Source organism: Mesorhizobium ciceri biovar biserrulae (assembly GCF_001618845.1).
In the GTDB taxonomy this organism is placed as follows: domain Bacteria; phylum Pseudomonadota; class Alphaproteobacteria; order Rhizobiales; family Rhizobiaceae; genus Mesorhizobium; species Mesorhizobium ciceri.
This window is the reverse complement of sequence record NZ_CP015064.1, coordinates 3231149-3255082: the sequence shown is the minus strand read 5'-3', so window position 1 is coordinate 3255082 and position 23934 is coordinate 3231149. Positions and strand designations below refer to the sequence as shown.

At 57.7% G+C, this 23934-nt stretch carries 23 protein-coding genes and 2 pseudogenes; 11 read left to right on the top strand and 14 right to left on the bottom strand.

Going from position 1 to position 23934, the window contains the following annotated elements; translation table 11 throughout:
- The first annotated feature begins 122 nt into the window (after positions 1-122).
- The 6 genes from A4R29_RS15145 (at position 123) to A4R29_RS15120 (ending at position 7357) form a co-directional block, all read left to right on the top strand.
- A complete protein-coding gene (locus tag A4R29_RS15145; protein WP_063172239.1) occupies positions 123-632 on the top strand; it encodes a hypothetical protein in 510 nt (169 codons plus the stop codon).
- 259 nt (positions 633-891) lie between these two features.
- Complete coding sequence (locus tag A4R29_RS15140) at positions 892-1701, top strand: tyrosine-protein phosphatase (RefSeq protein WP_063172238.1); 810 nt, start codon at positions 892-894, stop codon at positions 1699-1701.
- Complete coding sequence (locus A4R29_RS15135; RefSeq protein WP_063172237.1) at positions 1698-2474, top strand: polysaccharide biosynthesis/export family protein; 777 nt, start codon at positions 1698-1700, stop codon at positions 2472-2474. The genes A4R29_RS15140 and A4R29_RS15135 overlap by 4 nt, the downstream gene beginning before the upstream one ends.
- A gap of 44 nt (positions 2475-2518) precedes the next feature.
- The gene (locus tag A4R29_RS15130; protein ID WP_063172236.1) at positions 2519-4897 is read left to right on the top strand and encodes a GumC family protein; all 2379 of its coding nucleotides are present in this window, start codon (positions 2519-2521) and stop codon (positions 4895-4897) included.
- A 7-nt stretch (positions 4898-4904) separates the two neighbouring features.
- Complete coding sequence (locus A4R29_RS15125) at positions 4905-6044, top strand: hypothetical protein (RefSeq protein ID WP_244506826.1); 1140 nt, start codon at positions 4905-4907, stop codon at positions 6042-6044.
- Positions 6041-7357 (top strand): O-antigen ligase family protein, encoded by a 1317-nt coding sequence (locus A4R29_RS15120; RefSeq protein ID WP_063172234.1) that lies wholly within the window; start codon positions 6041-6043, stop codon positions 7355-7357. Before A4R29_RS15125 ends, A4R29_RS15120 begins: the two co-directional genes overlap by 4 nt.
- A 192-nt stretch (positions 7358-7549) precedes the next feature.
- Here the strand turns inward: A4R29_RS15120 and A4R29_RS15115 are convergent, their stop codons facing one another.
- From A4R29_RS15115 to A4R29_RS15085, 6 genes are all read right to left on the bottom strand, one after another.
- On the bottom strand, positions 7550-8011 hold the full coding sequence (locus tag A4R29_RS15115; RefSeq protein WP_063172233.1) for a phasin: 462 nt from the start codon (positions 8009-8011) through the stop codon (positions 7550-7552).
- A gap of 835 nt (positions 8012-8846) precedes the next feature.
- Positions 8847-9266 carry a hypothetical protein gene (locus A4R29_RS15105; RefSeq protein ID WP_063172231.1) on the bottom strand — a complete coding sequence of 140 codons (420 nt, stop codon included), beginning with the start codon at positions 9264-9266 and terminating at the stop codon, positions 8847-8849.
- Positions 9267-9443: 177 nt separating this feature from the next.
- Entirely contained in the window at positions 9444-9974 is a 531-nt protein-coding gene (locus tag A4R29_RS15100; RefSeq protein ID WP_063172230.1) for a hypothetical protein, read from the bottom strand.
- A gap of 111 nt (positions 9975-10085) precedes the next feature.
- On the bottom strand, positions 10086-10481 hold the full coding sequence (locus tag A4R29_RS15095) for a polysaccharide deacetylase family protein (protein WP_063172229.1): 396 nt from the start codon (positions 10479-10481) through the stop codon (positions 10086-10088).
- A 37-nt stretch (positions 10482-10518) separates the two neighbouring features.
- Positions 10519-11223, bottom strand: a complete 705-nt coding sequence (locus tag A4R29_RS15090; RefSeq protein ID WP_145923761.1) for a hypothetical protein — start codon at positions 11221-11223, stop codon at positions 10519-10521.
- Between the two features lie 62 nt (positions 11224-11285).
- The gene (locus tag A4R29_RS15085) at positions 11286-11636 is read right to left on the bottom strand and encodes a hypothetical protein (protein WP_063172227.1); all 351 of its coding nucleotides are present in this window, start codon (positions 11634-11636) and stop codon (positions 11286-11288) included.
- A 238-nt stretch (positions 11637-11874) separates the two neighbouring features.
- Between A4R29_RS15085 and A4R29_RS15080 the strand changes: the two genes are divergently transcribed.
- A complete protein-coding gene (locus tag A4R29_RS15080; protein WP_063172226.1) occupies positions 11875-12435 on the top strand; it encodes a recombinase family protein in 561 nt (186 codons plus the stop codon).
- A 55-nt stretch (positions 12436-12490) separates the two neighbouring features.
- Here A4R29_RS15080 and A4R29_RS15075 read toward each other — a convergent pair whose 3' ends face one another.
- Positions 12491-12991, bottom strand: a complete 501-nt coding sequence (locus A4R29_RS15075; RefSeq protein ID WP_063172225.1) for an aminoacyl-tRNA deacylase — start codon at positions 12989-12991, stop codon at positions 12491-12493.
- A 60-nt stretch (positions 12992-13051) separates the two neighbouring features.
- Positions 13052-13933, bottom strand: coding sequence for a DUF6875 domain-containing protein (locus A4R29_RS15070; protein WP_145923760.1), 882 nt, complete (start codon positions 13931-13933; stop codon positions 13052-13054).
- A 203-nt stretch (positions 13934-14136) separates the two neighbouring features.
- Here A4R29_RS15070 and A4R29_RS15065 point away from each other — a divergent pair, with 203 nt between their 5' ends.
- Positions 14137-14760, top strand: a complete 624-nt coding sequence (locus A4R29_RS15065; RefSeq protein WP_063172223.1) for a hypothetical protein — start codon at positions 14137-14139, stop codon at positions 14758-14760.
- A 254-nt stretch (positions 14761-15014) separates the two neighbouring features.
- Here A4R29_RS15065 and A4R29_RS33120 read toward each other — a convergent pair whose 3' ends face one another.
- From A4R29_RS33120 to A4R29_RS15035, 6 genes and pseudogenes are all read right to left on the bottom strand, one after another.
- Positions 15015-15368 (bottom strand): sunset domain-containing protein, encoded by a 354-nt coding sequence (locus A4R29_RS33120; protein WP_082827569.1) that lies wholly within the window; start codon positions 15366-15368, stop codon positions 15015-15017.
- Between the two features lie 72 nt (positions 15369-15440).
- Positions 15441-15959 carry a Ros/MucR family transcriptional regulator gene (locus A4R29_RS15060; protein WP_082827407.1) on the bottom strand — a complete coding sequence of 173 codons (519 nt, stop codon included), beginning with the start codon at positions 15957-15959 and terminating at the stop codon, positions 15441-15443.
- Positions 15960-16824: 865 nt separating this feature from the next.
- A pseudogene (locus A4R29_RS15050) lies at positions 16825-17973 on the bottom strand (IS701 family transposase); the annotation flags it as partial.
- 425 nt (positions 17974-18398) lie between these two features.
- The gene (locus A4R29_RS34135) at positions 18399-18773 is read right to left on the bottom strand and encodes a hypothetical protein (protein ID WP_145923758.1); all 375 of its coding nucleotides are present in this window, start codon (positions 18771-18773) and stop codon (positions 18399-18401) included.
- A gap of 161 nt (positions 18774-18934) precedes the next feature.
- Entirely contained in the window at positions 18935-19399 is a 465-nt protein-coding gene (locus A4R29_RS15040; RefSeq protein ID WP_063172219.1) for a DUF4411 family protein, read from the bottom strand.
- A 7-nt stretch (positions 19400-19406) separates the two neighbouring features.
- Positions 19407-20576: an ImmA/IrrE family metallo-endopeptidase gene (locus A4R29_RS15035; RefSeq protein ID WP_063172218.1), complete on the bottom strand. Its 1170-nt coding sequence runs from the start codon at positions 20574-20576 to the stop codon at positions 19407-19409.
- Between the two features lie 609 nt (positions 20577-21185).
- Here A4R29_RS15035 and A4R29_RS15030 point away from each other — a divergent pair.
- The 3 genes and pseudogenes from A4R29_RS15030 to A4R29_RS35705 form a co-directional block, all read left to right on the top strand.
- Positions 21186-22100: an ArdC family protein gene (locus tag A4R29_RS15030; protein ID WP_082827406.1), complete on the top strand. Its 915-nt coding sequence runs from the start codon at positions 21186-21188 to the stop codon at positions 22098-22100.
- Positions 22101-22432: 332 nt separating this feature from the next.
- A complete protein-coding gene (locus A4R29_RS15025; RefSeq protein ID WP_063172217.1) occupies positions 22433-23656 on the top strand; it encodes a Druantia anti-phage system protein DruA in 1224 nt (407 codons plus the stop codon).
- Positions 23657-23660: 4 nt separating this feature from the next.
- Positions 23661-23795 (top strand): annotated as a pseudogene (locus A4R29_RS35705) (hypothetical protein); the annotation flags it as partial.
- Positions 23796-23934: the final 139 nt, after the last annotated feature.

Sequence of the window (23934 nt, the reverse complement as noted above, 5' to 3'; positions counted from 1 at the left end):
TAACTCAAAAGCTTATCTCGCATATGCGAAATAGGTTGGAATCGGTATTAAAAGCTGATAGGCGCTTACAGCAGACATTAACTTGGGCGCGTCTGAACGACGCAAACAAAGGATCGAAGCAAATGAACATTGTTTTGAAAAGTGCGTTGGCCGGGTTGGTCACTTTGGTCGGTATTGGCTCAGTTCCAGTTTTCGCTCAGGATGCACCGTGCAGTTGTGCGACGGCTTATCGGGGGCCGGCAAATCCAATCGGATCGATCCGAAGTGTAAGTGGCAATGTGATGGTTTCGCAGACGGCCGGTTACGGACCTGCCAACGTGGGAAGCGCTTTGGATTTCGGCAGTCGCTTGGTGGTCGGCGCCAAGGGCTCGGCGTCCGTTCAGGTTGGCGATTGCAGGCTGAGCGTGCCTGCGAATGCAACTCTCGACATTTCACGTGTCGAAAACAATATCTGTCTCAAGGTCGTGAATCCCGAACACAGTGCTGCTGCGGTAAGTCCCGAGCAGACGGGTGCCATTGACCCGTCGCACAAATTTGCCTTTGGCTTGCCTGCGCAATTATTTGCAGGCGCGCTTCTCACTGCCGGAGTTCTCGCGGCGACTCAGGATGATAATAACGGTGTGAGCCGCTAGCCGTGTTCGTGCGGGTTCCCAGGTGGGGCGGCGATTAAAGGGCTAAGATGAGCGTTCGCTATCGGTTTGTTGCTGCCTCGGCTTTTGGGTCGATGGCAGCGCTCATCCTCCGCGTTCACGACGATGACAATTCTGTCAGCAAGTAGCTGGAATCTGGCGGTCGGCGCTCTGCGGTTGTCAATCGCAATGAAGCGGGTGACACGTTTGTCTTCTTTCGCAGCGAAGTCGCTGTTTTGCCCTCACGTGGCCAGAAACGCTTATGATCGACTTGCATTCTCATATCTTGCCTGGTCTCGACGACGGCTCGCCTAATATCGCTGAATCGCTGGAAATGGCGAAGTTGGCGGTAGCCGACGGGACGACCCATATGGCATGCACGCCCCATGTCGTGCCGGGGATGTATGAAAACGGGACGGAGAATATCGTCGGTGCTGTCCGTTCGTTGGAGCAAGCGTTGCGGCGCGCTGAGATCCCGCTTGCCCTCTATGTTGGTGCCGACATCCACATAGCCCCCGATCTTCCAGGTCAGTTGAGGCACGGCAAGGTGCCGACTTTAAACCGTTCACGCTATTTTCTGTTCGAGCCGCCTCACCATGTGTTGCCGCCGCGGTTGGAAGAACTTGCTTTGCGCCTCGTACAGGCCGGGTTCGTCCCGATTCTCACCCATCCGGAGCGTTTAACCTGGATCAAGGCGAACTATGACGTGGTTGAAAGGCTGAATAGGCTCGGCTGCCTCATACAGCTTACTGCAGACTCGATTATTGGCGCTTTCGGGCGTACCGCCCTCTACTACTCGGAAAAGCTGATCGACGAAGGCCGGGTCGATATCATCGCATCCGATACTCATGGTGCTAATCGCCGCCGGCCTGGCCTTTCGCAAGCGGTTGACGCCGCCGCGAAGCGGTGCGGGGAAGACGAGGCCTACAATATGGTAGTGGGGCGGCCGAGCGACATCTTGGCGAACCGGCCGCTTGAGCCTGTTGGAAAAAGGTTTGCAAACAAGCCAAGCCCCGACAAGGTCGGCCGCTTCGGCGGGCTCGGTCGTTTGCTAAAGGCCGTGTCCTCATGATGCGCAATTTGATGAACTGCGCCGCGATCACGATGGTCGTGATGCTCGGTTCCCTCAGCATGTCGGCCTGCACGAGCACCTCGCCGACGGGGCCGGCGTCGATCGACGCGCTGCAACTCACATCATCATCGTCGGTTCCCTTATCAGGCGGTGGCGCTCTGAAGATTGTGAAGGATCTTCCTGCTCCTCAAAATAGCCAGAACGGCAGTGAGCAGCCGTTGTCGCCGAATGACGTGCTCGAGGTGGATGTGTTCCAAGTCGACAATCTGAACAGGACGGTTCAAGTCGACGCCGGCGGGCAAATTTCGCTTCCACTCATCGGAACAGTGATGGCCGCAGGAAAAACCGTCCGTCAGTTGGAGAAGGAAATTGAAGCCGCTTACAGCGCGAACTATCTCCAATCTCCGGACGTGACAATTTTCATCAAGGAATCCATTGGACAACGCATAACTGTTGATGGCGAAGTCAACAAGGCCGGCATCTATCCCGTATCGAGCAACGCTTCGTTGATCGACGCGGTCGCACTTGCCGGCGGGTTCAATACTATCGGTGATGCGGGGAAAGTCTTTGTTTATCGCAATATCGGTCAAAACACACTGGTTGCGAACTATAATGTCGAGAACATTCGCGCTGGCAAAAGCCGCAATCCACGCATCTACGGTGGCGACAAGGTTGTCGTGTTTCCTTCAAAATCGAAAATCGCTTTGAACAATCTGAAGGACGCCCTCGGAGTTGCGTCAACCGCAGTGAGAATTGGCGTTCTCGCGCCGTAGTGCGCGTCGCATGTCAACGCCTATGAACCAGGATCGCCCGGACTATGCTCGATCGTAGCAGGCAACACCAATTAGCAGCTCCCGGACATGGCCAAGCCTTGTCTTCGGATCACTACTTTGATGGTGGCCAACATCATAGCCCGTATGGCCGCGATTCTGCTGAACAGGATCAGGGCTTTAATCCGCTCAAATTGCTCTTCTATGTTGTCCAGTATCGATGGCTGATTGCCATGATGATGGCGGCCGGGCTGGTTGCCGGCGTCGTAGTGACGATGATGCAGACGTCCAAATATCAGGCAACGACGCAGTTAGAAGTCTTAGTCCCATCGGCGAAGGTCTTCCAGGACATCGAGGTGGTTTCCGAAAACAGCGATATACGAGCCTTTCAGACCGCTCGTGAAAAGTTGAAGAGCCGGGCATTGGCGCAACGCGTTGTCTTCCAACTGGGCCTCAGCGAAAAGCCGGACTTCCTGTTTCCGACGCCGGATTTTTCGATCAGCAACATTTTCTATCGTGCCTTCAGAATCACTAAGGCTCCCTCAATCGAAGAGAAGACCCCGGAACAACGTGAAGCCGTTGCGATAAGGCGCGTTTTAGACAACCTCACGGTTAATCTCGTAACCAACACAAGTCTGCTGTCGATCACCTTTTTTGACCAGAAGCCGAAATACGCCAGCGATGTGGCCAACCAGGTTGCGCAGAGTTTTATCGATCAGCGGGTGGATCAGACTAGCGAAACGTCTGACCTGGCGCGGCAATTTATCCAGGAGCAGGTTTCGCAGGTCAAGCAGAAGCTCCAGAAATCCGAGGAAGAGCTCGTCGCCTATGCAAGGGATGCGGGCATCACGATCACGGGTGACAACAAGTCGCTTATCGGGTCTAACATTGAGGCCCTCAATACGGCGCTTCAAGCCGCAACCCAGGAGCGGTCCGATGCCGGATCGGTTGTGGATCAGATCGACAAGGGACGTGGTGGTAGCCTTGGCCCGGTGCTAGAAAGCAAGGGCCTGCAGCTGCTTAGCGATAAGCTGGCGGATCTCAACAGCCAGTATCAGCAGAAGCTCGGCGTATTGAAGCCAGGTTTTCCGGAAATGCAGCAATTGCAGTCCCAGATCAAGGAACTGCAGCGCGTATATAACAATGGTGTACTGGCGATCACTGACTCGCTGCGGCTCAAGTACCAGCAGGCTCAGGACAAGGAGGCCGATCTTAGAGCGAAGCTTGCAGATATGGAACAGCAGCAGGTCGCCTTCAATGACAAGAATATCAAGTATACAATACTGAAGCGTGAAGTCGACTCAAACCGGTCTCAGTATGACAGTCTAATTGCCAAGCTCAACGAAGTTGGCGTGAGTTCCGAGCTCAAGACCCAAAGTGCCGCGATCGTGGACGTCGCGACGCAGCCCACGGCGCCTTATTCTCCACGCCTGAGCATCAATCTCGCAATTGCAGTGGCTCTCTTCATGGCCATCAGTGGCTCGATTATTTATGTTATTGAGCTGCTGAACAACACGTTTACAAATCCCGAGCAGGTCGAAAAAGAACTCGGACTGGCGATGCTCGGAATCTTGCCCCATGTCGACGATCGCGAGCTCATTGCCAGCATTGCAGACCAGAAGTCAGGCCTATCCGAGTCCTATCGGTCGCTTCGAACATCTTTGCAGTTTTCCGGCGCGGAAGGCGCGCCGCGCTCGCTTCTGGTCACCAGTTCAGAGCCAGCGGAGGGCAAGTCGACGACGGCGTTCAAGCTCGGCCAGGATTTCGCAGCGCTTGGGGCAAGGGTGCTGATTGTCGACGGCGACCTTCGAAAGCCGAACCTTCACCGGCTGTTCGGTCTCGACAATACGATCGGGTTGAGCAACCTGCTGACAAACACCGTCCGTAAAGAGGACCTTGCGACCATCTTCAGGCCGACGAAGTATCCCAATGTGACGGTTCTGACCTCTGGAACCATCCCACCTAACCCTGCGGATCTTCTTTCTTCACCGAAGATGGCCTTGATCGTTACCAATCTGAGCAAGCGGTACGATTTGGTGATAATCGACGCCCCACCGATCGTTGGGCTGTCCGATGCGCCCATCCTCAGTCGGCTGGCCGACGGTACGTTGATGGTCATTTCGACAAAGCAGGTCACCCGCAAGTCGGCGAAGACAGCCCTGAAGCGTCTGCGCGCTGCCGGCGCCAACGTGGTTGGAGCCGCAATGTCGAAGTTTGCGGTGAACAAGTTCGACTACAATTATGCCTACAAGTACATGAATTATCAATATTATAACTATGGCACGAGTACCCCGAAACTTGAAGGTAAAGTTGATGACGGCGCAGACCAGCCCGCTCGCGCAAAATCTTCGACGTTCAGGCATTTGGTTCGTCGCATCCGCTCTAGTGTTAGCGGCTTCGTTGAACGGGCTAAGTCGACTCCTTGAGATAGGCATGCCAGGCGCTTCGCTGGCGCTGGATCCTTTGAATGTCGACGCCTTGATAAGCGAAATTTCCGGCGACCTGAATGATACAGCCAATCCCCCTGATCTTGACGCACTGGCTGCCAGGGCGAAAGACTCCCTTCGCTTCAATGTCGGAGATGCACGCCTCTATAGCTTAATCGGGGAGATAGAGTATCGACAAGGCAAGGAAGATGACGCGTATGCGCTCTTTGATCAGGCACGGAGGCTGTCGAAAACAGAGATCCATGCGCTCCAGAGAACGATCGGCCATTCAATCGAGATCGGGGATCTGTCCAAGGCTGTAGGCGCGCTCGATATACTGCTGCGCCGTTGGCCGGATCAGTTTCCGGCCGTCGCCGGGGGCCTTCCAGCAATCCTTTCGAATCCTGACGGATATCATGCCGTGCTGGCAGCAATTGCGGCGGGAGCACCGTGGCGGGCGACTTTGTTTTCCGTTATCGGAAAAACGCGCCAAGGGCTCGATTTCGCAAATCAGCTGCTTCTTGACCTGGCCGGATCCGAAGCGCCTCCGACATCGGGCGAACTGTCCTCCGTGATCACCGGGTACATCGGGCAGAAGGAATACGAACAGGCCTATCGGGTGTTTCTCTTTAGTCAGTCCGATGACGAACGAAAGCTGGGTGGATATATCTTTAATGGCGCCTTTGAGCCCGGGTACGGTGGAAAGCCTTTCGATTGGCAGGTTCGGGATCAATCAGGCCTCGAAGTCACGTTCGCGACATCCCAGGATGCTGTTGAAGGCGAGGGAGGGGCGACGGTTCGGTTTTTGAACACGCCGGTGAAGAACACTGCTCTCCAACAATATGTCGAGCTGCCGCCCGGTTCGTACAGGGTTTCATTGGTCGCATCCGGACGAAACCTGAAACTGCCCAAAGAACTTTTCTGGACCATCAGATGTGTGGATCCGGCGAGCGAAATAGCGCGGTTTAACGTTCCCGAGGGCACCTTCAATCGTCAGAGGCTGAGCCAGGAATTTTCCATTGGACAGGACGCATGCCCAATGCAGCTGTTGCGGTTGGAAACCGCCGCAATAGCTGAGAGTTGGCGGTTTCGCTATATGGGTACATTGGTCATGCACAAATTGAACATTGAGAGAATTTCACCTTGAGTGCACGGCCGTCGGAATGGGACAAATATCTCCTCGGTTCGGTCCTGTTCACCTCCCTGCTGATAGGCGGCGGTACGGCGAGCGGGCTGTATACCGATACCCTGGTCGAGATAGTAGCCATCGTCTCGGCGGCGATTGCCGTCTCGCGAACGTCAACCCCGACGGCAATCCCCGGATCAGTTCTCTGGCTGCTTTTCCTGGCGGTGGCGTTGATTGTGCTTCAAATCGTTCCTCTGCCTGCAAGCCTTTTTGCCGGTCTGCGGCCGGGAGTGCTGCTCGGCGCTCCCTGGCTGGTTGATGAAACCCGGTTCATCAGCGTCGGGGTAGGGCGAACGATCGAGTGTCTGCTGTATGTGGCGGCATCGGCAGCTTTTTTCCTAGGTGTCATGCGTTTGCGCGCCGATCAGGTCTACGGACTGCTCCCCTTCTTTTTCATGGGTGTAATCTGCAACGGATTGGCAGGAGCGATTCAATATTCGCTCTCAGATAACATCGCGATCGAGGGATTGTTGCCATTCACGATCAATGCGGGACTTTTCGCCAACCGAAACCATTTCTCGGCTTTGCTTTTCGTCTCGATTCCCTTCGTTGTCTACTACGGCCTGTTCCGCGGACATCTCCTGTCCGGAGCGATCGGTCTGATCGCGCTTCTGCTGCTCCTTTTGGCGGCAGGGTCGCGTGCCGGCGTTCTTATCGGACTGGCCGTTACCGTAGTGTCCATCATATTTCTCTCGGCTCGCTCGAGAATAAGTGGTTTTAGCGTATTTGTTCTTTTCGTTGGGCTTTCCGTCTACGTGATGGGGGCATGGACGACGATCGATGCAAGGGAGATAGATCCTGCCTTCGGACGCGCGGAGTTTGCCCGCACGACCATGGATGGAATAAAAGAGAATTGGGTTACCGGAGTCGGATTTGGAAATTTTCAGAAGGTCTACCAAATATACGAAAAAGAGGGAATGATATTCAGGGCGTATGTGAACCATGCCCATAACGAGTATCTTGAAATGGCCTTGGAAGGCGGAGTGCTCGCTGCCGTTTTGATGGCCTTGTACCTTATCCTTCTTCTGTTCGCGTTTTCCAGAATTCGCCGGGACTCTTTTCAGAAGGCAGCATTTCTTTCTGTAGCATTCTTACTTGTGCATTCTCTGGTCGACTACCCGTTGCGCACCGCCGCGCTCGCAATGACCTTCGCCTATATGAACGCCATCATCTTTCATCGCGGGATTACGGAGCGCATGAGCCAAAAGCCGGAGCTGGTAGAAGTCGACCACAATGGCGACAAGCTGTTTGTTCCCGTTGGAGCGTCTCGGTAAACGTGAGCAGTTGTGGGCCGACGCTGCGGCGCGCTTCCGAGGTCGCGGTCAGAGGTTACGGCGTCAAACCGGCGCGGTCGGGCAGACAAAGCTGTCCGACCGACCGGGGAAGACCCTGTGCCACGAGCCGTTCTTGCCAGCGTGGCCGGCCAACGAGGTGCTGACCTTTCATCCCGTACTGCCAAGGGGAAATCAGGCGGCCTTGCGTACCTTCAAAGCCTTTTCAAAGGCATCCTTGATGGGCTTCGATACGTCCTCGCTAGCTCTCAACATTAATGCCTGGAGGGCCTTGGCCTGCTCGGCGGAATTTTCGATCTGTTTGTGCAGGAATGCGGCCTGCAGGTCGAAGAACTCGGACGGCGACTTCACGGCAACCAGCGCTTCGAGGTGCGTGAATCCGGCTTCGGCATTGGCTTGCAGAGCAGCAATCGTCTTCACGACGAGATCGTTGCGGGTGGTCCTGGCCATTTCAAAGGTCGACTCGAAAGCCGTTTGAGCCATTTCGGCGTCCGAGCTCAATTTGGAAAATATTTCCTTCGACTGCTCAACGCTCTGATCGGTGACAGCGCGGACTCGCTCGGCAACCTTGGACGGGTCGACGGTAGGGAATTCGACATTCTCGATCGTTTCGGACTTACCGGTGATCTTGGACATTTTCCATCCTTTTTCGGGGGGCGGCCGCAAAGCAAAGCCGCCTCCTTCATGTACGAAATTGTCACAACGGATTTGTGAACCTGACGTGAATTTGGGGGACCGGCTGCGCTCCCCGCGGCGCCGCCCGAGTGCTAGTCTCCTGTAACGACGTAATGCCAGCCATCAAGACGGGCATGAAGGAAGTGACCATCCTCGGGTTGAGATGATTACGGGCCGGCGGAGGCGTCGCAACTGGACCCAGCGGAGCAGGCACGGATCGCAGCGGGAAGGGGCGGAGCTCGACGGCAACGTCTCGGCCGTCGTACGGCATTGGGGCGTCAGCCCGCGGTATCGCTGGCGATGTTCACTTCTACGAATCTAGGCCCGTGATGTCCCCTGCAACTGTCGGCTGTTCGGGCACGTCCCCTTGCGCTGCAAGATCCCGCCCCAGTCTCAAATCCAATTTTCCCCAGATCGATGCCTTCTGGCTATCGGATTTGAGCTTTCGGGACGTCTTCTTTTCGATAACGAACGGCTTTGACTGCTGACGCATAGATCCTCCAGGCGACGAATCGCAAATGAACGATATCGCCTGCGTTGCTGAGTGCAACTGGGGCCGAACGCGGAGGAGGTGGTGCACTCGTCGCAGACCCTCATTTGCTGCAAGCTTCGCCCTGAGGACAGCAGATAATGAAGCCTCCACGGCCGCGAAAAGCTCGCGACGGCGGCTCGATTCCGGGGCCGCCCCGCCATTTTTGTGGTTATCCACGCGTCATTGCTTTGGCGACATCTGGATCACGAGGCGGCTGGGGCTTTCCGCTTTTTTTGCGATTGTTCCCGGTTAAAAATGCCTGCGTCAACTTTCCGGAGGGGACTGGCGGCCGCAAATCGTGACGATCGCGGAACTGCCCCATGCAGCACGAGGCGAGAACGTGATCGAGTAGTCGCGGCTGCTGGTCGTCGGGCCGAACCAGAAATAGGGCGAGGCGCTTGTCCAGGCCGGCAAATCCATTGCCGGTGTCCGGTCCTCATCGGCGGCTGGTGTCGGCAAGCCGTCCTGGCCGATGGTGATCATGGAGACGCCGACATAACTGCCGGCCTTGAAGTGACCGATAAACTCGAAGGCGTCACCAATGTAGCGAAAGCAGCCGTCGCTTTGGCCGAGCTTGAATCTCTGGCTGGGGACGGGTTGAGTAGGTTCCTCCTGGGCGCTGGATTGCCCCGGCAGGAAGGCGCCCGCCGCCACGGTGAATGCCAATATATGTCTGAAACCCATGCCGCCCTCTCACGTCAACTTTCAAATCGTCGATCAGAAACGGGTCAATTGCATTGCATACTCGCAACCAATGACGTGCAGGCTGGAGCCATTGAGCTGGTAATCACACATCGCGGCCGAAACGCCGATCATACCGGGGTCGGGCTCGAGCTTCAGGCGATTGCCCGAATAGGTGCTCTATTTCCAGATGGCTTGGGTTCCATGGATGACGATGACGGCCGTCCCGTCGCCGAGAAATTCCACTGTGCTGCCGTTGGGATCCCTGTATTTGCCCTCGATGCTGGCGACAGAGGGCATGACAGAGTTGAAGTTTGGCGGTCGGATCAGGCCAAACCCGATACCGAGGATCACACCGACCACAGATAAGGCCACGGCTGCAAAGGCTTGGTGCCGGGCCAGGGCACGTTCTTCGGCGCTGGCACCTGCCGTGAGCCCGTTCTTGTAGGCCCGATAGGCGAGATAGGCGAAGAGCGCGGCGGGCAGGAAACGAATGCCGAACAGGCTGATATTGTAGGAATTCGGAACAAAGAAGGGAAAGAAGACCAGCGCGGCTATGCCCCACCCGATTGTCGGAATCTTGATTGTGTTTTGCAGGGAGATAACCTCGGAAGATAGGGTTGGACGGTCGACTGTATGGTGAGGCCTATCGGGCGCAGTCAGCGACCGCGGGTCATTGCTTGACGAGCGCGATACTCCGGCCGACGTCATCCCAACCTTAAAGGCATGTCGTCGGCTCGATGGTCATCGAGGTGCCGGTGGTCGTCGCCTGGTAGCGTCTCGAAATTCCAGCGGGGCAGCCGGGCAGGGCCTCGGCGAGGTCTATCGCTTCTCGAGATAGGCGTTGAAGAAATCGCCCTCAAAGCCCTTTGCCAAGGCTTGACCTCTCACCAATTCGCACTCGTTCTGCCCGAAACAGAACACCGCTCCGTAGTCGGGCCAGTTGAAGGGCCGGGCTATGTCCTTGGGCCGATCCCCATCGTTGTATGTTTGATAGGCGTATTTGAACTTCTTGGCATCCAACCTGGCTCTGATCGTGTCGATGGTGTTGGCGGTCCATCCCTGCTTGTTATGGAGAATGAGGATTGAGCCGGGGTTGGCTTGCGCCATCTCATGATCGATAAAGGCCACAATGTCCGTGGCGGCCGCCGGCAAGGCAGTGGCCAAGATGCTGGCGGCGAGAGCCGCAATCCGCAGAGTCTGGGCGCGTGAAATCATAGTCACAATCTTCCTCCGTTGGTCGTGGAACGTATTTCTAAAGCTTGGGTGCGGTGGCGTGGCCGTCGCGGACTCTCTTGGCGGCGTCCTCGACCGACTTCTGGAATTTGGCGACCTGATCCCGGTCATCGTCGACCGCGGCGCCATCGACCAGAAGGTAGGTAACACCCTTCACATGGTCGCTTTCGGATTCCATGCTGATCGCCATCTGCCTGTCATGGGCACCCTTTTTGACGAGCTGGCCTGTGCTCCAAAACCACTCCATTTGGGTCTTGCCGTCGACGCTGGGCGGTCCGTATTTCTGGATAATGGCCGCACGAAGCGTCTCCATCAGCGGGCCCATACCTCCCTTGTACGTGACGAAGCGCCGGACATCCGTTGAATGTTGGCCTGTCAGGGGAGAGGAGAATTCGACCCTCACGCTTTGGTCGGCGGTGGCGTCCTGCGGCCCGGACCAGACGATGTTGGTGAAGTATCGATTCGGACCGGATGCGACAATCTCGACGCTGTTATAGTCTTCCTCCAGCAGGAAGCGGTTTGACGGGGTTTCGTTGGAGAAATTCTGGCCGGTCAAGATCTTACGGACGTCGTCGACCGTTTGGCCGAGACCTATTCCGAGGAAGTCAGCAGCCTGGCCATTGGGCCTGAACAATTGTGACGGCCGGCTCACGGCCGGCACCGTAACATCAAGGGAAAGTTTCTCCTGGCCCCAGGCCGGCGCGGCGGCGATCGCCAGCCCCAACGCCAGGGACAACATCCGGGATGTTTTCGTGGCCGGTATTACCGATCGTTCAATGCGGCAGCTCATTGCTTGACCAGAACGATACCGGGGTTGACCGCATCCCAGCCGTAGAAGCATTTGGTCTGTGCGACCGTCAGCTTTTTGCCGTCGATTGCGACTGTGCATCGCTTAGAGAACCCGGCAGGGTAGGTGATTTGAAGCTCACCGCTCTCAAGGAACAGCCATTCGCCCCGAAAATCCGATGAGCTGTCATTGAGGAAGTGAACCTCGCCGTTCTCCTTGAATTGGACATAGAGCGGAGTGCCGGCGCCGTTCTTCCACGTCGGGCTCTCCCACCTTCCAAGGATCGCGACCTTCGGGTCTGCGGCCAGCGGATTACATGCCGAAAGAAGTCCGGCCACGACGAAGACCAAGGCTGCGCTACGTCTCAAAGGTGCACCTATCGCAAGGGTATGGAGAGGTGAGACGTTTATGCAGAAATCACGATATTTGCGCGCGCCTGCACGTGGCGGTGGCGCTGTGCGCGCTCTGACTTTCTGCACATACCTTAAGCAAAATACCTATCAGATAAGCTCAAAAAAAGGCAAATATTGCTCATGATGACTCTTGCAAATATCGTGATTTTTGGAGCAACGGAGGAGGCATGGGTGAATGAAATACGGCTATGCGCGGGTATCGACCGAAGCGCAGGACTTGGCCGCCCAGATTGAGCGCCTGCAGGCGGCTGGCTGCGAGAAGATTTTCTTTGAAAAGCGTAGCGGCAAGGATGCCGACCGCCCAAGACTGCAGCGGTTGTTAAGATCCCTGAAGCCAGACGACGTGGTCTATGCCGTCGTCAGCGACCGGATGGCGCGGGACCCCTTTGATATGCTGAACATCCTCAGGACCGTGACGTCAGCCGGCGCCGGGCTGCGCCTGCTGGACGAGCCCTTTATCGACACCACGTCGGAGATGTCGGATCTGGTGCTTTTCCTCGTTGGGTGGGCCGCCAAATGGCAACGGCGCAGGATCCTCGAGAACACGTCGAATGGGCGCGCCCGCGCCAAGGCCATGGGCGTTAAGTTCGGCCGCAAGCCCAAGCTTTCGCAGGAGCAGCGCCGAGAGGCGTTGGCACGGCTGGCCGCCGGGGAGGCGAGGGGTGATGTCGCCCACCGCTACAATGTCAGCAACAGCACAATTTCGCGGCTTCATCCCAAGGGCGCCGAGGTTTGATGTCACAAAGCAACTCGGCAGCACGAGTCCGGAAACCGGAGGCGGAGAGAATGCTCTACAGCTGGATCCTGCTGACGAGGGCGCCGGTGAGGGCTGCCAGCGCCAATGGGTCAAGTTCCACTTCGATGCCGACAGCACCGGCGCCAACGATCACAGAGCGGTGTTTCATCAGGCCCTCGTCGATGATCAAACGGATAGGAGCCAACCCAATCGGCGACACGCCTTTCGGCGGGTAGCCAACAATCGCCATCAGTTGGTCCGGCTTCGCAAGCTCGCAAGCGTTCCATCCGAACTTGAGGGCGACGGACTGAAAATCGATTTTTGATGCGATGGGGAGGCAAACTGCTCCCAGGTGACGCTCGGGGCAAGCGCGCCGCTCGTCGCCGGAACTTCTGCGGTCAGCGAGCAGGACGGTCTTTGCGATCCGATCTAAGTCGGCGCCAATTGCCGCTGCAAACTCTGATGGATTACTAATGGCTTTGCCCAGCTTGGCATGATCCCAGACTTTCCAGGACGCGTTTGAGGCGGCGAGGCCTTGGGAGACGAGCTTATGCATGGTTGACCTTACTTTATGAATGGCCTCCGCGATTCCGGTAGGAGCCGCGGAGGCCTGTACTCAGGCCCTGTGACCGAACGGGCAAGTCGCCCGGCTTGCCTTCACGCGTTCGAGCCGCCGCCGGCCCTCGTCACCGAACCGTTCGAGATAGCCGGCCTCATAGCTGGGGTCTCCCAGCATGAAGGGCGCATCGAACTTGGTGATGTACCTGACGGCCAAGGCAGGAACGGGCGTATCCAAGGGCCGAAAGTGCGGATTGTGCAGTCCGGGCTCAGGGCAGTTCGGAAAGAATTCCCCGATCATGAATCCCTCCTTGATGTAACTGGGCTTGAGCCGCTTCTGCAGCGCGCCGATCTTCTCCTTGCTGTCTTGTGCCGGCACGTCCGGGAAAACGACGACGATCGTTTTCAGCATCATATTCCGGCCGTCAACTGGCTCCATCTCGGCGAAGACGTCCCTCATCTTGTCCATCGCCGCCTCAACCCTTTCAGCTTCCGTCTCAAGTGTGGCCGTGAGGCGGAACAGGTCATTTTCGACCGCATCCGGGACGTAAGGGCAGACGTTGCCGGCTCTTCCGAGCTCAGCGTGAGGCATCGAAAGGAAGTTGGCCGCATAGCCAGCGAAACGGATGAGTGCGGTGCGCTCCGTGAGGGCATAAGCACGCAACGCCGATCGATCGCCGGCAGCCAGGATGGCGTTCACCGTCAGCATCGGTCCAAAGCATTGAAAGCCTTGGCTATAGTCACGCCAACGTTGCTGATTTGCCGAACAGGAATTATTTGCCGAAGGATCGTTGACATACGGGGCTGACGGTGTCAGGTTCCCCTCGAACTGACTTAATTCCCGAGATCGGAATTGGGAAGAAGAAACATCCGATTTGAGTTTTTTGCCCGATTGGGCAGATCCGAGTCGGGATCCGGCAAGTGGATCAAGGCTGCGCATAGGAACTCCTTGCGTTTGAGGTTGTCACACCCGCTTTGATTCGCCTTCTGGGATAGGGCTGCTACCCTCCCCAGACGGATTCCGAACCTAAACGAGTGCCTCTAATAGGCCTTCGTTCACCATAAGTGTCAATAGCGATCGAGAAGGCGGCCCAAGTGTAAAGCTTGGGCCGCCTTTTTGAGGGAAATGTTCAGGCGGTCACTATGTCGGGGAAAGCGCGAGTCCGTGCAAAGCGGAATGAGGGGCGGATCAATCATCGGCCAGATGGCGCTGCAGACAAGAGATTCCCGAACGGGATTTCTTCGACGGTCCGGGCCATTTACGTCAATTGGAATGCGCTCCACACCGGCCAACAGGTTGGAGACGAGATCCTCGACCCGGAGTCATTTTGTGAGAAAACGGATTTCGTAGAGGTCTTCGAAAAGGTCGCGTCGCATTATCCTGGCATCCGCAAAAGACCGTCCACGAAAGAAACTATTGCGACGATGCTCGACGACATCGACGCCGGCGGTCGCATCAATTTGTCGTTCTATCAATTGCGGGCCATTGCACAATTCGTCGGTCTGGACACCGGCTTGTTCCTCCTCTTCACTCAGTTTGTAAGCAATGAGCGTCGCACGCTGGACGAACATGGCAGAGACCCGCGTGCGCAAGCGCTGGAGATGATCAGGAAAATCAAGGGGCTGTTTGATCACCTTGATGAGGTCATATCCAACAAGGGCGCCAATCTGCCGATTTTTACGAGCAACATTCGTCCCAACGAACACATCGTCGATATCTCCATGCTGAAACTGTGGTGCGACGCCTACAATCAGCCCGGCCACTAGACGCTTGAGAAGGCAGTGCACGCAAGCTTCCCCTGGCGCTAGTCCCTATGAAGGCATTCGTCGCATAGTCCGACGTCAGCGGCGGAGGATTCAACGCTCCAAAATCCCTGCGTGGATACACTGCATATCGTTCCGGGACTCACGGAGACGTTGGGCTGTCCGCGCCCGATCATGTTCGATCTGGCTCTGAGCGTTGCGGCGGCGCTCCAACTCGGCCGCGATTTCCTCCGCGGTAAAGGATGTTCCAGGCTTCTTCATACCTTAGCCTTTCGCCAGCCGGCCCACCATGCTTCCCATTCGGAGCAGAACCAGCGCTCCCCACGCGCAGGGTTTATCCGGGTGGCCAGGTAATATTCCTGGCCCGGCACGTGATAAATATGCTCGCCGCGCTCGTTGATGTTTCCCTTGATGTCACAACCTACCTTGCGCCCTGTGATCGATGACGTGCCATAAGAGTGAACAGTTGGGAGTCGCGGCCGGTTGTCAGCCGCGACATAGGCTGCAGACGAGATTGCAAGCAGCGCAAGAACGATTGCAAAGCGGGCTTTGAGAAGCGTGCGCCACCACGGTGTGCGCCGTTTGCGCCATAGCTGAACCGCATTCCCCATCGCCATCTCTCCCAAGGGGAGGATGCGTTTCTCAAAGCCAAAAGTCCAGAAGCCGCGAGCGAGCGGAGACTTTCACCCTGCCGTGTTGACGGCCGGCTTGCGTCCGAGACCAGCGGACTTCGCAAGGAGCGACCGCCGGGCAGCATAATTGGGCGCCACCATCGGGTAGTCAGCGGCAAGTCCCCATCTTGCTCGATATTCGTCGGGTGTCAGGCCGAAATGCGCTCTGAGATGTCGTTTGAGGGACTTGAGTTTTCTTCCGTCCTCTAAGCAGATGATATAGTCGGGAAACACGGACCGCTTGCGATTGACCGCCGGAACGAGCTCAGATTCTGCTGGGACAGGTGGTCGCACAATGCCTCTCAACGCGGAATTGACGCTAGAGATCAAGTCCGGAAGGTCGGCAACGGGGGTCGCATTCTTCTGGACGTATGCTGCCACAATATCTGCCGTAAGGGCCAGCAAATCTACGCCCCGCTGCTCGGTATCCTCCTCATCCACGTTTATGTTCTCAATATTCTCCTCATTTACGCCTGTCTGTTCAGTATTGTTGTCATCTGCGCTCGTGCGTTCGGTATTGTCGTCGGTCATAGGCATACTCCTTGCTTTCTGTAAGCCTTCCTATTTGAGAGCTGTTGAAGGTCCACTTGCGCCGCGCAAATTGAATTCGTCGTCTCTGAAGGCGTTAACTGCGTTTTCCCGCTGGGTCTCATTGTAACCATCGAAAGTGATGGCATCTTGTTGTCATCGAGTACGAGTGATTTAGGGTTGAGCCTGACCTCTCCACGAAGGCTTGCCCAAGTCAGAGCAGGGCCTAGATCCCGCAGGCTCTATTGCCATCCTAGGTGTCAGGTTTGGCATTGTTGCCTCTTGAGGCCCAAGTTGCCCTAACTCGATCACTGGCTTCGAGGTAAGCCATCTCGAGCAAGTAGGTCAGCAAGCTCTCACCGTCGGCCTGTGCTGTCTGACGCATTTCTCTCAACATCGCCTGGGCAAACTGCAAATTCTGTAAGTTGCTGGACTTTTTCACTGGAATCCCGGCTTCCGAACGGTTTCCCCTCGAAGACAACTGAGACTCGCTCCAACCGGGAAATCGACCCTCTGAGAGCTCCTGGTTACGCCCTTGCTCAGGTCGGATGTCTCGATCGACATACCGTTACCGATGACGGCATTTTGTCGCATGACCATCTCATTTCTCCCAATCCAAGCGAATCCGGCGGCCTTGCCGGCCTTGGTTCGGAAGACGGGAGCATCTCGTTTTCACGGACAATTTCATGATGGGAACCTCACGCTACTATTGCGTTTTGCGCGGCGAGGGCTTGCGGCCACCTTCGCCGGACTGATCTTGCCATGGGAGAGTGGCTGCGGCGCTGAGCGATCCCGGTTTCGGCTTCCTGAAGGTCCTCGGCAAGCGTTCGAGTTGGCAACCAGTCCCCTTGAGGTTACTGACCACTCCCGGGGGCTGATTGCTCGCCCTGAGACGCACGGTCGACACCATCGCGAATGCGAGCATGACCAGCGAGACGTGGCGATGCCACCCGTGCCAGGAACGGGTTTCGTTATGGTCGAGGCCCAGTTCGTTCTTCGCCGCGCGAAGGCCTTCCTCGACAATCCTGCAACATTGCTCGACTGCAATTAGCGTTTCGATCTCGGTGCCCGCTGGAGACCATGTTGAAAAGTAGCAAAGAGCCTTGGTCGCGTCGCGTCGGATCAAGAGCCCTGGGGTCCAGAGCCCAGTGCGGGTTTTGTCGTATTCCGCGACGTCCAAGTCTTTGAACGGGCAGTAAGCCCAGGATTCAGAGCCCTGGAGGGCCTCTCCTGAGGGCAAGCTCCGCCAAACGGAGGGGGCGAGGTTCCGTGCGACATCTTCGGCCGTCCCTCCTTCCGGGAAAGAGCGATTTCGGAAAGCGAAATGATGGTTTGCGCTAACGGCGAGGACGTATCCCTTGCACCAGCGTCGCAGGGCCATCTCGATGTCGACGCCACTGTAGACCAGGTCAACGGCTACCCAGCTGAAGGGTACGTCGGCTGCGACGATGCGCGCGATCATATCAAGAGCCAGGCGGGACTTTGTCGCGAAAGTCGTGCCCGCAGGCACGTGGGCCCGCGCCAGGCGGGCAGGGTCTTCCGTCCAGGCCCTCGGTAGATACAGTACGCGATCAACGAAAGCATGCCCGTGCCTTGATGCATAGGCGGCGAACACGCCGATCTGGCAATTGGCCATCTTGCCCATCGAGGCATTGACCTGCCGCGCGACCCCACAGGACGTCTTGCCTTGCTTGACGAAACCCATCTCATCGATCACGAGGACCGCTTCGGCGTCAGCCAGCGTTTCGAGTGCATATTCGCGCACGATGTCACGCAGTGCGTCTGCGTCCCACCTGCCCCTTCCGAGAATGGCCTGTTGGCGCCACGGCCCCGGGTCACCCGCAGCCTCGGCGCGCATCCACCCGGTTTTGCGATGCGCGTCCCGGAGCAGGCCTTCAAGGAACAGACCGGCCGAGATCGCCACGCGTTCCTGAGGGAAAAGCCCCTTGATCCGAGACTTCACCTCCCGAAGTGCCGAGGCCCATATCTCCAGTGTCATTTCAATCGATTCAACCATTATCAATAACCCCCCTTTGGCCGCCCGGCACGGAATCGAAAAAAATAACTAATTCATGTGTGAAACGCAATTGTAATACTGCTTCATTCTCCGTTGTTTTTTACCGATAACAGTAATGCCATGCCAACAATTTGGGCGGCACACAACTCTCACATTCTCTTGTTCAGGACAAGCTTGACTTAACAACCCGTGATTGCCATAACCCCGACGTCGCCGGAGATGCAAGCATCGCTGCGAAGGATAAAGGAGAGAATAGCACCAGCGCCCGAGCATTAAAATTATATATGTTTAATATGCTTTGGGTCGCATCGGATCAATGCCCGAGACCGAAGAACAAAATAGACAAAGAAAAAGGTGGCAACCTAATTCTTCAGTATCGGCATTCAATCACGACGTCGTTTATGATTGTACGATATCAAGATTGTTCAGATGTTTCGGTCAGTTATTGGTGCAACGCAATGTAATCCGTACGGCGATGAGGTGGTCTCTTGGCGTAAACTTATCAGTTTCTCGGTGAAGTTGATCTCTTGGCAATGCGCCAAGCAGTTGCGGAAGAGTACTTTCGAGATAAAGAGAAGATAGCTGGGATAACCGGGGACGATGGTGCGCGGCTTGCGAAGATTTATGGTCCGCGCAAGGGAGACCTTTTCGAAAGGCTCACGCTTGCGACGGCGTATGTTGATCAACGGGTGAGCCTGGCCCACCCGGATAAATGAGAACAGGAAATCGGGCTGCGACGATGGCGTGTCCGAAGTGCCGTTGTCGATTGCAGTAGCTGGCGCCAAAAGCATCAGCGCCACATGACCGAGCAGCCTAGACACGCTGGGTGCGTGACGCCCTGAGGTCGGTCAATGGGTCGATAGAGCGCTCTCGCACCTGGATTGACGATCCTTCGTTGTTGGGACCTCTGCGCCGGGTAATACGCCTTCCATAGAGAGAGTTATCTTGGCATTTCAACTAGCTAGCCGACGGTCCAATCTTCGGCGTCGAACAGCTGCATCAGGTTGATGCAGGGTATTTTCATGGCGTTACAGACGCCGGGGATCTTGCGTAAGCTGTCCACGCCGGTTTCCTCGGTGATGAGCGTGTGGCCCAAGACCTCAGACGTGGCAATGACAAAGCTATCGGCGGCAAACTTCTCTTTGCCGGCGGCGACCAAGCCTTTGTAGGTGTTCAACACATGCTGCACGCGCTGCTGGATCGCCTGGTCGGGCGCGACAAACATGTCTGCGCGCTCTTTCAGCCAGTCATGCAGCTCCGGCGAGCGTTTCTCGCATTCTGCCTGGACCAGAAGAGACGAAACCAGACGGCCCTGACCTATCAGCTTGTCAAACTCGTCCCACAGTTTCGGGAAGCGCTTGGGCTTGTAACGTTCGTACCAGGCGGCGATCAGGGCCGATGTGTCGATGCAATATATCGTCGCCACGTAGCGGCTACCCTGCAAGGCCGAAGGCGGCGCGTTCGATGTTCGGAACGGCAGTCACCTGCATGTTGAGGTGGCTTGCCACATCGCGCAGCGTCAACTGGCGATCGTAGTAGCCCTGCAACACCAGACGGGTAAAGCCGCGACCTAGCTGGCTGAGCACGACCAGATGACGCTCGGGACCTCCGCTGCTCTTTTTATCGGCCAAGGCGTCATACTCGGCCTGGAAGCTCGCCCGGCGGCTTTCGTAGAATGCCTGTGTGGTGCGGCCGAGGCCCAGCAACCGGCGCAAAATCACTTCGCGGCTGACGCCGAAGCGGCCGGCCAGCGCGGCCAGCTCATCGTCGTCCCAGGTCTTCACCTGGCCCTTGGAGCGTACCAGGTGCTCGCTTAGCAGCCAGTCGCTCGGAACCAGGGCGGCGCCGGCGACAGCATTGCAGAATTGCTCGACGAGGGCGCTGGCGGGCTCGGGTGCGACGAAGTCGAGACCGCTGATACCGCTGGCCCTGACGACCAGATGGCAGAATTCGTGCAACAGGGTGAAAGTGCGCCCGTTGGTGCGATCCTTGGAATTGATGAGGATGATCGGCAGTTTGGGTTCCGCGACCGCCACGCCGCGCATTTCGGCCAATGCCAAGCGCGGCACCATGAAGACCAGCACGTCCTTGGTTTCAATGGCGGTGCGCCAGTTATCGAACGCCTTGGCGCGCCAGGTCTGCTGGTCGGCTTGCGTGATGCCAAGATAAGTCCGGATTGCCGCCCCAACGGTCTCCACGTTGTCTTTGACGGAGGCCTGCAGTTTGAACGGCTGAACCGGCTCGCCCAAATCATTGCGGAGCTCGAGCGCCAATTCCCGCCTTTCCCTGGCCTGCCGGATTGCCCATTCCAGGCCGGACTTGAAGGCGTCCTCCGGCGTCTCGCGGAGGCGCCGGAAATCCTGAATCGGCAGAAATCCGACCGGAGGCTCATTCAGATAGAAGATTGCGGGTGCGCGCTTGTAGAAATTCGCCGCGGCCAGAAACTGCGGGAAGGTCAGGTGCTTGTCGCCCGCCTCGCAGGCCTGCAGCTTGTCGGCGGATATGCCAATGCCTTCGGCCGCCGCCTCGGGGCTGAGGCGGGCCTGTTCCCGGACCCATCGCAGGATGGCCGGATTGATATAGGCGAGGGTGCTTTTGGTCATGGTCGCATTTACTCTATCACAGCTGTCAATATGGCCGCCGCACCTCTTGTTCCAGTTAACGCCGTTGGATCGTGGTGGCGTTGCATCCCGGTCATACTCGGAAGGGCGTCGCAAGGGCTCGGCGTGGCGGACGGCCACCGGACTGTTTTAGGCATTCTCCCGCCCCATGCGATCCTCTCTCCGGTGATCCTCGTATCGGGGTGCAACTGACGCAAGGCCGGTCGCGGTGCTCTCGCCCCGATCGTCGTTTTCCCAGTCGCACAGGCCAGCCATGGCCCCGTACCTTGAAAAGGGCCGTGGTAAAGTTGGTCTCGCACAGCGACGTCCATTTGCGGTGACTCGCGTGCTGCCTGCCTTTGCAGGGTCTTCCTGTCGACTTTCGCCAATGCCGCGGGGTTTGGCTTTCCGGCGTTCCATCCATGCTCATTGCGACGGGCTTTCCTCAATCTTTGCCGCGATCGTTCGGCCGGGCGCGCCCCCCGGTCAAACCCCGCCCGCACCACTCCCGCCGAAGGGGCGGGACCGTGTTAGGGCCTGACCGGCCGGCTCAATCGCCCGGCCCTGCTTCTCCGCGTCTTGAGAAAAACCCGACGCAAAAGGAGCAAGGTCATGACGGACACCAACGAAACCCTGCGGCAGGATGTCTACAGCCGCATCACCAACCAAATCATCGAAGCCCTTGAGCAGGGCGTCAAACCCTGGACGCAGCCCTGGAGCGCCGCCCATGCCGCCGGTCACGTCTCCCGGCCCCTGCGCCATAATGGCCAGCCTTACGCCGGCATCAACATCCTGACGCTCTGGGCGTCCGCGATGACCGCGCATTACGCCGCGCCGATCTGGATGACCTTCAAGCAGGCCATCGAACTGGGCGGCCGTGTCCGCAAGGGCGAGAAAGGCTCTCCAGTCGTGTATGCCGACACCCTGCGGCGCACCGAGACCGACGAGGCTACCGGCGATGAGTCCGACCGCTTCATCCCGTTCCTGAAGGCCTACACGGTCTTCAATGTCGAGCAGGTCGACGGTCTCCCGGCTCACTTCTATGCCCCCGCCGAAAATGTCCGCAACCCGGAGGAGCGCATCGCTCATGCCGAAGCCTTCTTCGCTGCGACGCGCGCCGACATCCGTCATGGCGGTGACTGCGCCTATTACAGCCCGGCTCTCGACGTTATCCAGATGCCTGCCTTCGAAGCCTTCCGGGATGCGCAAGCCTACTACGCCACGCTTGCCCACGAGGCCACCCACTGGACCCGGCACGCTACGCGCCTTGACCGTGATCTCGGTCGCAAGCGGTTCGGAGATGACGGCTATGCTCGAGAGGAGCTTGTGGCCGAGCTCGGCGCCGCGTTCCTTTGCGCCGACCTGGGGCTGCGCCTCGAGGATCGCGACGACCATGCCGCCTATATCGGCCACTGGCTGTCCGTGCTGAAGGACGACAAGCGGGCGATCTTCGCCGCCGCCGCGCACGCGCAGCGCGCCGCAGACTATCTGTCGCGCTTCAGCGCCTCCGAAGCAGCCTCCGCGTGAGCGGCGGCTGCTTCCAGTTCTTCTGTCTACCAAGCCCATGTCACCCAAGCAGGCCGGCAGCCGGGGGGGGCGGCAAACTCAGCATGTAGAGGGTCGCCCCATTAGCACGGCGCATGCTGCGGTTGCGGATGTTCTTCCTGAAGAATCCTGGGCTGTGGTCGTTGGCGATTAGGATTGAAGGATCGACAGCGATGGCGAATCTCAGTCTTATACGGGTATCAAGTTGCTGCGACTGCCTGCCTTCTAGGCAGTTGTTACGTTTAGCCTGTTGATTGATTGTCGATTGCAAACAACAATCTGGAACAACCAGAGGGATTGGGGGAACAGTGCCGATGGGCAGGGGTATACTAGTTAAGTTTCCGACGCCGGAAGCGCAACTGAAACGTTCGGTCCGCCAGCATCTCAAGCGCCTTGGGTTCAAAAAGGGTAAGAACGGCTTGCTGTTGCCGCCGGGGCAAGACAAAGAGGCGGTGCGACAGCTCCATGGGGAGCAGCGTAGCGACAAGCTTGAGGCGAACACAGCGTTCCTTGCCCGATGTGCCGAGGAACTCCTGCCGCATTTTGCAGACGGCGACGAGATTGAACCTGCCAACATCAGGTTGGCGCTTCGGCGAGTGCGCAGCGATACCAAGGATGCCGACCTGTTTCGGCTGGCTACGCTAACCTGGTCAGTACCTGTATCGGCGGGGTTTGGCCGCCGCCTGCGCTACCTGGTGTGGGACGAGGGTCACGACCGTCTGGCGGGGATCATCGCTTTGGGCGACCCTGTTTTCAATCTGTCGGTACGCGACAAGTTGATCGGTTGGAACTCCGCTGACCGTTCGCTGCGGCTGGTGCACCTGCTGGACGCTTATGTGCTGGGTGCTGTGCCGCCGTACTCGTTCCTGCTCGGCGGCAAGGCTGTGGCTGCACTCGTGCGGACGCAGGAAGTGGTGCGGGACTTCAAGGACACTTACGGCGAGTCCGTCGGCATCATTTCGGGAGCCGCCAAGCACGCCAGCCTGCTGATGGTCACAACCAGCTCATCGATGGGGCGTTCGTCGGTCTATAATCGATTGACCCTTGGCGGCACGCGGTACTTCCAGCCGGTGGGTTACACCATCGGCTGGGGGCACTTCCATATTACGGACGCCCTGTTCGAGAAACTGCGGGCCTATCTCCGGGAACTCAGCCACGACTATGCCGATCACCACGCGTACGGCAAGGGACCGAACTGGCGGCTGCGCACCATCAAGGCGGCGCTGACGCGGCTGGGCTTCAAAGACTCGCTGCTAAAACACGGCATTCAGCGGCAAGTATTTCTGTGCAGCCTGGCAACCAACGCGGTCGACATCCTCGGCGGGAGCGGGGCCGATCCTGACTACAGCAACCTATTGAGCGTCGCCGAGGTATCGGCGCTGGCCGTAAGCCGGTGGATGGTCCCGCGCGGCGTCCGTGAGCCGGCTTTTCGCAATTGGCGCAAAGACCGCGTGCCAGAGCTTGTGAGCGGCGCCGTTGCCGGTAGCCTTGCCGAGTTGAAGGAACAGGCGGCGCCACCTGCCCGTCGAAGAGGCTGAGGGAATGTATTCCGCCATTGACGTTGCGAGCGGGCAGCGGGTAGGGGCCGCGCTGGCGCAGCGGCACCGCCGTTACGCCTGTCCTGCGTGTGATGCACGTGTTAGTCCCCGGCAAGGCTCTTACCGTGATGCGTACTTCGCTCACCTCTCGGGTGCCGCGCGACCGGAGTGCTACCTTTATCACGCGTCCGAGGGATGGCAGGGACCAGGAGCGGAGCCGGCGGTGCAGACGCGGCCAGAGCCCGCGACACCTCAGTTGCCCCTTGCCCTTACTCTGC

What these genes read in the sequence shown, in the direction of transcription:
- A4R29_RS15070 (WP_145923760.1), bottom strand. Translation starts at nt 13,933, where the DNA reads ATGCGCAGCCTTGATCCACTTGCCGGATCCCGACTCGGATCTGCCCAA.
- A4R29_RS15095 (WP_063172229.1), bottom strand. Translation starts at nt 10,481, where the DNA reads ATGATTTCACGCGCCCAGACTCTGCGGATTGCGGCTCTCGCCGCCAGC.
- A4R29_RS15125 (WP_244506826.1), top strand. Translation starts at nt 4,905, where the DNA reads ATGCCAGGCGCTTCGCTGGCGCTGGATCCTTTGAATGTCGACGCCTTG.
- A4R29_RS15080 (WP_063172226.1), top strand. Translation starts at nt 11,875, where the DNA reads ATGAAATACGGCTATGCGCGGGTATCGACCGAAGCGCAGGACTTGGCC.
- A4R29_RS15115 (WP_063172233.1), bottom strand. Translation starts at nt 8,011, where the DNA reads ATGTCCAAGATCACCGGTAAGTCCGAAACGATCGAGAATGTCGAATTC.
- A4R29_RS15100 (WP_063172230.1), bottom strand. Translation starts at nt 9,974, where the DNA reads ATGACGTCGGCCGGAGTATCGCGCTCGTCAAGCAATGACCCGCGGTCG.
- A4R29_RS15025 (WP_063172217.1), top strand. Translation starts at nt 22,433, where the DNA reads ATGGGCAGGGGTATACTAGTTAAGTTTCCGACGCCGGAAGCGCAACTG.
- A4R29_RS15075 (WP_063172225.1), bottom strand. Translation starts at nt 12,991, where the DNA reads ATGCATAAGCTCGTCTCCCAAGGCCTCGCCGCCTCAAACGCGTCCTGG.
- A4R29_RS15060 (WP_082827407.1), bottom strand. Translation starts at nt 15,959, where the DNA reads ATGACCGACGACAATACCGAACGCACGAGCGCAGATGACAACAATACT.
- A4R29_RS15065 (WP_063172223.1), top strand. Translation starts at nt 14,137, where the DNA reads ATGTCGGGGAAAGCGCGAGTCCGTGCAAAGCGGAATGAGGGGCGGATC.
- A4R29_RS15140 (WP_063172238.1), top strand. Translation starts at nt 892, where the DNA reads ATGATCGACTTGCATTCTCATATCTTGCCTGGTCTCGACGACGGCTCG.
- A4R29_RS15145 (WP_063172239.1), top strand. Translation starts at nt 123, where the DNA reads ATGAACATTGTTTTGAAAAGTGCGTTGGCCGGGTTGGTCACTTTGGTC.
- A4R29_RS15130 (WP_063172236.1), top strand. Translation starts at nt 2,519, where the DNA reads ATGCTCGATCGTAGCAGGCAACACCAATTAGCAGCTCCCGGACATGGC.
- A4R29_RS15035 (WP_063172218.1), bottom strand. Translation starts at nt 20,576, where the DNA reads ATGACCAAAAGCACCCTCGCCTATATCAATCCGGCCATCCTGCGATGG.
- A4R29_RS33120 (WP_082827569.1), bottom strand. Translation starts at nt 15,368, where the DNA reads ATGGGGAATGCGGTTCAGCTATGGCGCAAACGGCGCACACCGTGGTGG.
- A4R29_RS15135 (WP_063172237.1), top strand. Translation starts at nt 1,698, where the DNA reads ATGATGCGCAATTTGATGAACTGCGCCGCGATCACGATGGTCGTGATG.
- A4R29_RS15030 (WP_082827406.1), top strand. Translation starts at nt 21,186, where the DNA reads ATGACGGACACCAACGAAACCCTGCGGCAGGATGTCTACAGCCGCATC.
- A4R29_RS15105 (WP_063172231.1), bottom strand. Translation starts at nt 9,266, where the DNA reads ATGGGTTTCAGACATATATTGGCATTCACCGTGGCGGCGGGCGCCTTC.